Origin of the sequence: Aeromonas sp. QDB14 (assembly GCF_027707845.1) — a bacterium.
Classification (GTDB): Bacteria; Pseudomonadota; Gammaproteobacteria; order Enterobacterales; family Aeromonadaceae; genus Aeromonas; species Aeromonas caviae.
On record NZ_JAPCJD010000113.1, the window covers coordinates 1 to 9,585 of the forward strand.

Genomic DNA, 9,585 nt, shown 5'->3' on the forward strand with positions numbered 1-9,585 from the left:
AAGGGTACCACCAATCAGCAGTTGGCCACCTCTCGCCATTCATCCATGAGTGTCGCACTTATTATCTGAATTCCCGTGCCAGATGAAATTCATTGCCATCCTGATGACGGTATTTTTGTTCGGTATGGGGACTGCCCACAGCGCGGCGCAGCAGGAGTGCGAGGCCCAGGCGGCGGTGAAGAAGCTGGCGGGCGCCGCCAAGACCAGCTTTGTGGGCAAGTGCGTCAAAGATGCCTCTGCCAGTGCCAAGGCAAGCCAGTGCGAGAAAGCGGCCGCCGACAAGAAGCTGGCTGGCGCGGCCAAGAACAGCTTCGTGCAAAAGTGCCTGAAGACGGACGCAGCCGCCGACAAGGCGACCCAGTGCGAGAAGGCGGCAGCGGACAAGAAGCTCGCCGGGGCGGCCAAGAACAGCTTTATCCAGAAGTGCGTGAAAACCGCCTGAGCCGGTGAGGGTCTGACACCAACGCCGGTTGAGGCAGTGACGAGAAAGGGGCCCTGGGGCCCCTTTCTCTGTTGTGATGGGTGGTGGGGGCAGCCCTCGCCGCCAGTGTGCCCGGCCATAAGCTTTGGGCGGGGAGCTGACTTGATCCCTGCCTGGTCATCACTCTCCCTGGGTTGGCTGGGTATGTTCGGGGGCGCTGCTCAGCAGATCCTGCCCCTCGTCCTGGCTCAGCACCAGATAGCGCTCGTACTGGCGCAAGACGTCGGCACTCAGTTCGTCCCGGGTCAGGTACTGGATGTCGTAACCGGCGCGGCCATCGGCAAAATAGGTGATGGGCTCGAAGATGCGGGCCTCGGGATCGTGGTTGTGGGCCGCCTCCAGGGGGTTGAAGGCGGGGGCGGGGCGGGCCTCGATGCGCACCCCGTAGCAGAAGTCCCGCCGACCCTGCTGGGGCACCAGCAGATGGCACTGATCCGGCCCATCCTCTTCGACCCGGCTGGTGATGCCCCGGGCAGCGAACTCCTGACTCAGGGCCGTCAGGGCGGGCAGGGCGACCTTGTCCACAAAGGCGCGGGCCTCCTGCTCGGTGGAGGGGCGCAGCAGGTGATCCATCCGGGTGCGCCACTGCTTGCCGTTCCAGAAGTCAGTGGCGGGGGAGAGGCGCCTGGCCGAGTGCTCCTTGTCTGCGACAAGGCCGCGGCAGAGTCCGAGGCAGAGCAGCACCATGATGAAGGCAAACGGCAGGGCGGCGATGAGGGTCATGGACTGGAGCGCCGCCAGCCCCCCTGTGCTCATCAGGGTACCCGCGGTGACCCCGAGCAGCAGAGCCCAGAACAGGCGCTGCCAGACCGGTGAGCCCTCCTTGCCCTGGGTAGCGATGTTGTCGATGACGAAGGCTCCCGAGTCGGCGGAGGTGACGAAGAAGACGCTGATGAGGATCACTGCGAGCGCCGAGGTGATGTCCGCTCCCGGCAAGAGGTCAAAGAAGTTGAACAGCAGGGTGTCGATGTTGCCGACCGAGTCGATGAGGCTTGTGCCCCCCTCATGCTGGCTGGCCCAGATGGCGGCGTTGCCGAACACCGTCATCCAGAGCAGGTTGAAGGCGGTGGGCACGAACAGGACGCCGAGGATGAATTCGCGCAGGGTGCGTCCGCGGGAGATGCGGGCGATGAAGAGACCGACGAAGGGGGACCAGGAGATCCACCAGGCCCAGTAGAGCAGGGTCCAGTTGCCGAACCAGCCCGCCTGGCGGGTCTCGCTGTAGGTGAAGGTGCGGAAGGTGAGCTGGCTTAAAGAGGAGACATAGTTGCCAATGTTCTCCGAGAGGGCTCCCAGCAGGTACTGGGTGGGGCCGGCCACCAGCACGAACAGCAGGAGCACGATGGCGAGAAAGAGGTTGAGCTCGGAGAGGCGCTTCACCCCCTTGTCGAGACCGGTGACCGCCGAGATGCCGGCGAGGGTGATAACGACCCCGATGAGGCCGAAGCGAAACAGCTCCCCCGAGGTGTCCATGCCGGTGAGGCGGGTGATCCCCGCCGAGAGTTGCATCACGCCATAGCCCAAGGTGGTGGCGATGCCGAAGATGGTGCCCACCAGGGCGAAGACGTCCACCGCGTGGCCGAGCGGCCCGTGGATCTTCTCCTTGAAGATGGGATAGAGGCCGGAGCGGATGGTCAGGGGCAGGTTGTAGCGAAAGCCAAAGTAGGCCAGCACCAGGCCGACGATGGCGTAGATGGCCCAGGCGTGAAAGCCCCAGTGGAAGAAGGTGGTGACCATGGCCTCGCGGGCGGCCACCTGGGTCAGGGGCGTCGCCTGGGGCGGGGAGACGAAGTGACTCATGGGCTCGCCCACCCCGAAATACATGAGCCCTATCCCCATGCCGGCGGCGAACAGCATGGCGAGCCAGGAGGTGAAGCTGAACTCCGGGCGGGCATCGTCCGGCCCAAGGCGAATGTTGCCAAAGTGGCTGAAGGCGATCACCAGCAGCAGGATCAGGAACATGCCGACCACCAGCACATAGAACCAGCTGAAGTGCTGAGCTATCCAGCTCTGGCCGCTGCCAAAGAAGCGGGCGGCGGCCTCCGGGGCCAGGGAGCAGATGGCCAGCAGCGCCAGGATGAAGAGCAGACCCGGGATGAAGATGGGCAGCGACAGGGTGCATCTGGGGGGACGGGGAGCGTTCATGGGACACCTTTGGGTGGAAGGACTCAAGACACTATAGGCCCCTCGGGTGCAAAGCAGACAAGGGGTGGACGGCGAGTGACGGGGTCAACGGCCATGAACACCGTGGGGGAGGCACTCGTCGGTCTGTTTTTTTTATCGTATTTTATGCCTTTAAATCAGATGGTTACCGATTTCTTGTTTATTAATAGCGAGTTGATGCCGTTTTTTGGGAAATCTTTTCCCCCCTCGTCCGTTTCTATTGAACGTAGCCGGATGAGATGCGCCGGAGACATCACTCTCGACAACAAGGAATAGAGACATGAACGTGAAAAAGAGTACTGCCATCGCCTCTGCCATGACGGGTCTGCTGGCCCTGGGTGCCCAGTTCATGGCCGCGCCGGCCATGGCTGCGGATGACAAGGAGAAGTGCTACGGCGTGGTCAAGGCGGGCAAGAACGATTGCGCCACCAAGGGCGGATCCTGCGCCGGCACCGCCAAGATGGATGCCCAGGGGGATGCCTTCGTGGTAGTGCCCAAGGGGCTGTGCGAGAAGCTCGCTGGCGGGTCCCTGCAACCCAAGTAAGCCGCATGCCATGGTGTGGCGCCCGCCACATCATGGCCCTATCTATTGAGAGCCCAGCCATGAACCCCTTGATCGGTATCGGTTTACGCCCCCCGCACTACGACGAGATCCGCCACACCCTGCCCGGCGTGGGCTGGCTTGAGGTACACAGCGAAAACTACTTCGAGCGCCACAGCCAGGGCTTCGAGGTGCTGGCGGAGCTTGCGAGGCACTACCCCGTGAGCCTTCACGGAGTCGGCATGTCGCTGGGCTCCGCCGATCCTCTCGATGCCGGGCACCTGCGCCAGCTGGCGGCCCTGGTGGCGGCCATCTCGCCGGTGCGGGTGTCGGAGCACCTGAGCTGGGGCAGCATCGGCGGGCGCTATTTTAACGATCTGCTGCCCATGCCCTACACCCGGGCCGCTCTTTTGCACATGAGCGACAAGATAGATCGGGTGCAGCAGACACTGGGCAGACAACTGCTCATCGAGAATCCCTCCTCCTACCTGCAACTGGCGGGGGAGATGGGGGAGGCCGAGTTTCTGGCCGAGCTGGCTGGGCGCAGCGGTTGCGGCGTCCTGCTCGATCTCAACAACCTCCATGTGAGCGCGGTCAATCACGGCCTGGAGGTGGACGACTATCTGGCGACTATCGACCTCGACACGGTCGGCGAAATTCACCTGGCCGGTTTTACCGAGAAGCACCTGCCTCAGGGGCCCCTCTATATCGACACCCACAGCACCCCCGTGGCCGAGCCCGTCTGGGCGCTCTACGAGCAGGTCTGCCAGCAGCGCGCCATCCCCACCCTGATTGAATGGGATCTGGCGATCCCCCCGCTGCCTGTGCTGCTGGGAGAGGCGCAGCGTGCCAGCGAGATCCTGAGCGCGGCACAGCAAACATCCAGGGAGGCAGCCCATGTCTGAGCTTGTTTTCCCGCAAGGTACTTTTGTGAGCGGTCTGCTCGGCCAGGATGATGCCATCCTCGGGCACATCCAGCCGGGACGCTTTGCCCCCGACGCCCTGTTGCAGATCTATCGCAACAACTTCATCCTCGGCCTCACCGAGGTGCTTGCCAGCAGCTACCCCGCGGTACGCGCCATGGTTGGCGAGACCTTCTTTGAGGCGGCGGCACGAGGGTTCGTGCTGGCGGCACCTCTGGAGGAGGGGAGCGTCATGGACTAGGACTACGGGGAGGGCTTTGGCGACTGGCTGGCACGCTTGCCCACCACGGCCGCGTTGCCCTGGCTCGGGGATCTGGCCCGCTTCGAGTGGGGGCTGGAGCGGGTCTCGCTGCTTGCGCCAGAGACGCGGCGCTGGCCTGCCGAGCGGCTTGCCGCCATGCCCCCTGGCCACTGGGAGCGGCTGGTGCTGCATCCCGCCTGCGATCTGCAACTCCTGGAGAGCCCTCATCCGGTGCTGGCGCTCTGGCAGATGGCCCTGCACGGCGGTGAGACGGTCAGGGAACTGGATGCTGTCTGCTCCCTGGCACTCAAGAAACGCCCCGGACACCGGGTCGACCCCATTCCCCTGGATGCCGCCGCCTGGCGTCTGCTGCAAGGCTGCCTGCAGGGCAGGCCGCTGGCCAGCCTGCTGGCTCAGGATCCCGCCATGGCCGAACACCTGGCCCCCCTCATCACCCTCGACCTGCTGGTCGATCTGGAGCTTGCCCCATGACAACGCAAACCCTTGCCAGGCCCCTTGGCCCCCTTGTTGAACGCATCTTGCCCTGGTGCAGCGGTGGCCTGTTGCTGCTTGCCAGGCTCTGGGTCGCCACCATTTTTCTGCGATCCGGCTGGCTCAAGTTCACGGCCTGGGACAGCACCCTCTATCTGTTCGAGTTCGAATATCAGGTGCCCCTGCTGCCCTGGCAGTGGGCGGCCTATGCGGGCACGGCGACCGAGCTGTTGCTGCCCCTCTTCCTGCTGGCGGGCCTCTTCACCCGTCCGGTCGCCTTGCTGCTGTTTGGCTTCAACGCCATGGCGGTCATCTCCTACCCGGCCCTCTGGGCGGGAGGCTTTCACGATCACCAGTTGTGGGGCTGGATGCTGCTGACCCTGGCCGTGTGGGGGGCGGGCCCCCTGGGGCTCGACAGCTGGCGCCTTGCCCGTCGCTCGCCTCCGGCGTAAGGTGGCCGCACACGAGCCCTGCCTGACTGACGGGCGGGAAAGGAATGTAAAGGAGAAGAGATGAAGGTACGCGAGGCCCTGGCGGCCGATATTCCTGCCCTGACGACACTGCGCATGGCGCTCTTTTGCGAGGTGGGGGAACTTGCCCGGCCCGATGAGGATCCGGTCCTCAGGGAGGCGACGCAGGCCTACTTCATTCAGGCGCAGGAAGAGGGCAGCGCCCGTAGCTGGGTGGTGGAGGAGGAGGGCGAGGTGGTGGCGTGCGCCACCCTGGCACTCTTCGTGCGCCCGCCCTACCCGGGCAATCTGGCGGGGCGGGAAGGGTACCTGCTCAACATCTACACCCGGCCGGCCTGGCGCAGACGGGGAATGGCGAATGCCCTGCTGGTGGCCATGGTGGCGTATGCCCGCGAGCAGCAACTGGGCAAGCTGTGGCTCCATGCCAGCAGTGATGGGCGCGCTATCTACGAACGGTTCGGCTTTGCCGGCAATCCCGCCTGCCTCGAGTGCGTACCTGGCCGTTAGCCTCCTCTTTTTCTGCACCGAGTTGATCCTCTTTCACAAGGGCTGCGTACTGGGAGCCCTTGGCGGCATCGCCGCTTTTCTATACACTGCGCGCTCCATTCGTTTCAGTCGTCCGACCACTTATGTCGGCGCTGGCGGTGCCGATACCCTCTGTGGGTGAGGCCGTGGTGCCCATGGGGATGGTCAACGAGGAAGAAGTGTCATGTTCAATCAGAAGCTCAAAGCGCAGTTGCAGGCATGTCAGACCCGGCTCGACGAGGAGCAGGGCATCATAGAGGCGATCAAGGCGGGTGCCGCCACCGTCATCTTCAGCCCGGAGGGGATCATCCAGGAGGCGAGCCCCCCTTTCCTGGCCCTGATGGGATATGGTGCCGCCGAACTGATTGGGCAGCCCCACAGCCAGCTCTGTCCGAGGGCCTGGGGGGAGTCCGGTGACTATCGCCAGTTCTGGCGGCGTCTCGCTCAGGGGGAGGTGCAGTCAGGCACCTTCGAGCGCGTGAACCTGCAGGGGGAGACGCGCTGGCTGGAGGCGACCTATTTCCCGGTGAAGCACCAGGGCCGGGTGACCCGGGTACTCAAGATTGCCAGCGACGTCACCGAACAGCACCAGCGGCTTGGGCGGCTCGAGGCGCTGACCGAGGCACTGGACCGCTCCCGGGCCATGATCGAGTTCACCCCGAACGGCGACATTATCCATGCCAATGCCAACTTCCTGAGCGTCATGGGTTACACCCTGAGTGAGATCGCGGGCAGGCACCACAGGATCTTCTGTGACGAGGCCTTTCTGCGCGAGCAGCCCCGTTTCTGGGAAGAACTGGCCCGGGGTCAGTTCAAATCCGGCCTCTTCATGCGCCACAACAGCCGGGGGCAGGCCGTCTGGCTGGAGGCGACCTACAACCCCATCCGGGATGGCAGCGGCAAGGTGGTGCGGGTGGTGAAGTTCGCCAGCGACATCACCGCGCGCATCGAGCAGAACCACGCGACCCGGGAGGCCGCCCGCCTGGCCCACAGCACCGCCCAGGAGACCCTGCACAGCGCAGAGGAGGGGGCGGGCTTGCTGCGCGCCGTGGTGCAGACCTCTTCCCTCATCGCCTCCCAGGTGGATGAGGCCATCGCCCTCATCGGCCAGCTCAACGAGCAGTCCAGAAGCATCGAGGCCATCGTCTCGACCATCAGCGCCATCGCCGATCAGACCAATCTGCTGGCCCTGAACGCCGCCATCGAGGCGGCGCGGGCGGGTGAGCAGGGGCGCGGGTTTGCGGTGGTGGCGGACGAGGTGCGCCAGCTGGCCGCCCGCACGTCGCTCTCTACCGACGAGATCGCCAGGGTGGTGCAGAAGAACCGCGAGCTGACCGCCAGGGTGACCGACGACATGGCCGGGGTGGCGGGCAGCGCCGAACTCGGCAAGCAGCAGATCGCCGGGGTGGACAAGCTGATGAGCGAGATCCACCAGGAGGCGGACAGGGTCTCCCAGACGGTGTCGGCCCTCTCCATCTGAGGGGCTGACCGCAAGATTGCCAACAGAGTGAGCGATCGGACGGCCAGGCTGAACCCTGGCTGTATGACGCCCCCCTTCGTCATTGTGCCGCCCGGCCCCCTTGTTTAGGCTGCCGCCTCCTTTTTATTGAGCAGGTAGACAACAATGGCAGTACGACAGAGAGGCAGGGCACTGGCCCTGCTGCTGGGAGTGGGGGCGAGCCTGGGGCTCGGTGGTTGCATGGGTCAGATGGGCCTCTCTTCCATGGTGACCAAGGGCAACCTCAGCGTGGTGGACAACCGCTACGGCCGTGCCGGCGTCTTCGTGCTGCTCTCCCCCGTCTATGGCCTGGCGGCCACGGCGGATCTCTTCGTGTTCAACACCATCGAATTCTGGTCCGGCAAGAACCCCATCACCGGCAAGGCGCCCGCCCTGGTGGATCAGAAGAGCGATGCGATCATCAAGGTGAACCAGCACCTGGATCCTGCCCTCAACCAGGTGCCGCTGGCCCTGCTGCCCCAAGGGGTGCGCGAGGTGCAAGTGAGCTACCCGGACGAGCGCACCGCCCAGATGGAGATCCACTACATCGACGGTCAGCGCAGCCTGATGCGGGGAGAGATGCGCGGGGAGCGACTGGATCTCTACCTGGACGACAAACTGGTCTCGACCCTGAGCCGCGAGCAGCGCGATGCGGCGGCAAGCCGGGGAGCGGTGCAGGTATAATTTGTCGCGCCCCTGATCCTTTACTCCCGACAAATGCTATACATGCCTGCGGGCAAGTACGCCCCGATGTAGAGGGAGTGGGCTATGACGGTAAACGGGTTGCGTTTGGCAGAGCTGATTGGTTCTCTCAGTCATGCCCTGGACATGACGGAAGGGCAGCCGAGAGGCCACTGCATCCGCTGCTGCTGGATAGGCTCTCGTCTGGGGGAGCAACTGGGACTGGATGCCCGGCAGCGCCACGACCTCTATTACACCCTGTTGCTCAAGGATCTGGGGTGCAGCAGCAATGCCGCCCGCATCTGCGAGCTCTATCTCACCGACGATCTTCACTTCAAGCGCGACTTCAAGCTGGTGGATGGCTCCCTCTCCGAGGTGGTCAACTTCGTGCTGGGCCACACCGGCTTGCAGGCGGATCTGCTGGGCCGTTTTCGCAGCCTGTTCCACATCTTTCGCAACGGGGATCAGATAGCCAACGAGCTGATCCTGACCCGCTGCCACCGGGGGGCGGACATCGCCCGCCAGTTGCGTTTCAGCGACGAGGTGGCCCAGGGGATCCTCTCCCTGGATGAGCACTGGAGCGGCAAAGGGCGGCCGCAACAACTGGCGGGGGAGGCCATCCCGCTCTTCTCCCGCATCGCCCTGCTCTGTCAGGTGGTGGACGTGTTTCACGCCGCCGCCGGGCCGGACGCGGCGATGAGGGAGCTGCGCGAGCGCAGCGGCAACTGGTTTGATCCCGCCCTGGTCAATGCCTTCGAGGCGCTGGCCGATGACGCCTTCTGGCAAGGGCTGGCGGATCCCGCGTTGGCGGAGCGGGTCTTCGCCCACCCGGCGGGGCAGGGGGAGGTGGCGCTGGATGAGGATTATCTGGATGAGATTGCTGCGGCCTTCGGCCAGGTGGTGGACTCCAAGAGCCCCTATACCGCAGGGCACAGCGGCAGGGTGGCGCTCTATACCGACATCCTCGCCGCCCAGATGGGGCTGTCCGAGGCGCGGCGACGCTGGCTCAAGCGGGGTGCCCTGCTTCACGATGTGGGCAAACTCGGGGTGAGCAACGCCATCCTCGACAAGCCGGGCAAGCTTGACGAGCAGGAGTGGGCGGCGGTGCAGATGCATGCCGCCTACACCGAGGAGATCCTGAGCCGCATCGGCGCCTTCGAGGAGCTGGCCCAAGTGGCTGGCGCCCACCATGAGCGACTCGACGGCAAGGGCTACCCCAAGGGGCTCAAGGGGGAGGCGATCACCCTGGAGACGCGCATCATCACCACCGCCGACATCTTCGATGCCATCACCGCCAAGCGCCCCTATCGGGATGCCATCCCGGTGCCGCGGGCCCTGGAGATGATGGCGGAAAACCTGGGCACGGCCATCGACCCCGACTGCTTTGCCGCCCTGAAGGCGGGGATAGAGGACTTCTCCCTCTACCTCACTCCGGAGCAGCCCCTGGCTCGTGCAAGCTAAGGCGCGAGCCCGAGACAAACAAGCCCCGCATCGGCGCAATGCTGATCAGTTAAGGATCCATTGACCGATCCTTCTGCTGTAGGACAATCCGGAACCAATCACTGGTTCC

Annotated in this window: 9 protein-coding genes and 1 pseudogene; 9 read left to right on the forward strand and 1 reads right to left on the reverse strand. The window is 64.6% G+C overall.

The features are described from left to right. The first annotated feature begins 82 nt into the window (after window positions 1-82). Window positions 83-442 carry a hypothetical protein gene (locus tag PG887_RS20965; RefSeq protein ID WP_270822826.1) on the forward strand — a complete coding sequence of 120 codons (360 nt, stop codon included), beginning with the start codon at window positions 83-85 and terminating at the stop codon, window positions 440-442. A gap of 159 nt (window positions 443-601) precedes the next feature. On the opposite strand, the gene PG887_RS20970 is transcribed toward PG887_RS20965, so the two are convergent. Beyond that, window positions 602-2,626 (reverse strand): BCCT family transporter, encoded by a 2,025-nt coding sequence (locus PG887_RS20970; RefSeq protein ID WP_270822828.1) that lies wholly within the window; start codon window positions 2,624-2,626, stop codon window positions 602-604. A gap of 298 nt (window positions 2,627-2,924) precedes the next feature. Between PG887_RS20970 and PG887_RS20975 the strand changes: the two genes are divergently transcribed. The 8 genes and pseudogenes from PG887_RS20975 (at window position 2,925) to PG887_RS21015 (ending at window position 9,476) form a co-directional block, all read left to right on the forward strand. Next, entirely contained in the window at window positions 2,925-3,188 is a 264-nt protein-coding gene (locus tag PG887_RS20975; RefSeq protein ID WP_201893474.1) for a BufA1 family periplasmic bufferin-type metallophore, read from the forward strand. A 59-nt stretch (window positions 3,189-3,247) separates the two neighbouring features. Continuing rightward, window positions 3,248-4,090, forward strand: a complete 843-nt coding sequence (bufB, locus tag PG887_RS20980) for an MNIO family bufferin maturase (RefSeq protein ID WP_041214773.1) — start codon at window positions 3,248-3,250, stop codon at window positions 4,088-4,090. Continuing rightward, a pseudogene (locus PG887_RS22685) lies at window positions 4,083-4,841 on the forward strand (HvfC/BufC family peptide modification chaperone). The gene bufB and the pseudogene PG887_RS22685 overlap by 8 nt, the downstream one beginning before the upstream one ends. Beyond that, a complete protein-coding gene (locus PG887_RS20995) occupies window positions 4,838-5,293 on the forward strand; it encodes a DoxX family protein (RefSeq protein WP_045523951.1) in 456 nt (151 codons plus the stop codon). Before PG887_RS22685 ends, PG887_RS20995 begins: the two are co-directional and overlap by 4 nt. A 60-nt stretch (window positions 5,294-5,353) precedes the next feature. Continuing rightward, complete coding sequence (locus PG887_RS21000) at window positions 5,354-5,818, forward strand: GNAT family N-acetyltransferase (RefSeq protein ID WP_010673599.1); 465 nt, start codon at window positions 5,354-5,356, stop codon at window positions 5,816-5,818. Window positions 5,819-6,020: 202 nt separating this feature from the next. Then, on the forward strand, window positions 6,021-7,316 hold the full coding sequence (locus PG887_RS21005) for a methyl-accepting chemotaxis protein (protein ID WP_048208072.1): 1,296 nt from the start codon (window positions 6,021-6,023) through the stop codon (window positions 7,314-7,316). 144 nt (window positions 7,317-7,460) lie between these two features. Then, the gene (locus PG887_RS21010) at window positions 7,461-8,018 is read left to right on the forward strand and encodes a DUF3332 domain-containing protein (protein ID WP_043156456.1); all 558 of its coding nucleotides are present in this window, start codon (window positions 7,461-7,463) and stop codon (window positions 8,016-8,018) included. A gap of 84 nt (window positions 8,019-8,102) precedes the next feature. Further along, on the forward strand, window positions 8,103-9,476 hold the full coding sequence (locus PG887_RS21015; RefSeq protein ID WP_201888603.1) for an HD-GYP domain-containing protein: 1,374 nt from the start codon (window positions 8,103-8,105) through the stop codon (window positions 9,474-9,476). The last annotated feature ends 109 nt before the right edge of the window (window positions 9,477-9,585 follow it).

Coding starts and splice junctions, on each gene's coding strand:
- PG887_RS21000 (WP_010673599.1), top strand. CDS start 5,354: ATGAAGGTACGCGAGGCCCTGGCGGCCGATATTCCTGCCCTGACGACA.
- PG887_RS20995 (WP_045523951.1), top strand. CDS start 4,838: ATGACAACGCAAACCCTTGCCAGGCCCCTTGGCCCCCTTGTTGAACGC.
- PG887_RS21005 (WP_048208072.1), top strand. CDS start 6,021: ATGTTCAATCAGAAGCTCAAAGCGCAGTTGCAGGCATGTCAGACCCGG.
- PG887_RS21015 (WP_201888603.1), top strand. CDS start 8,103: ATGACGGTAAACGGGTTGCGTTTGGCAGAGCTGATTGGTTCTCTCAGT.
- PG887_RS21010 (WP_043156456.1), top strand. CDS start 7,461: ATGGCAGTACGACAGAGAGGCAGGGCACTGGCCCTGCTGCTGGGAGTG.
- PG887_RS20965 (WP_270822826.1), top strand. CDS start 83: ATGAAATTCATTGCCATCCTGATGACGGTATTTTTGTTCGGTATGGGG.
- PG887_RS20970 (WP_270822828.1), bottom strand. CDS start 2,626: ATGAACGCTCCCCGTCCCCCCAGATGCACCCTGTCGCTGCCCATCTTC.
- bufB (WP_041214773.1), top strand. CDS start 3,248: ATGAACCCCTTGATCGGTATCGGTTTACGCCCCCCGCACTACGACGAG.
- PG887_RS20975 (WP_201893474.1), top strand. CDS start 2,925: ATGAACGTGAAAAAGAGTACTGCCATCGCCTCTGCCATGACGGGTCTG.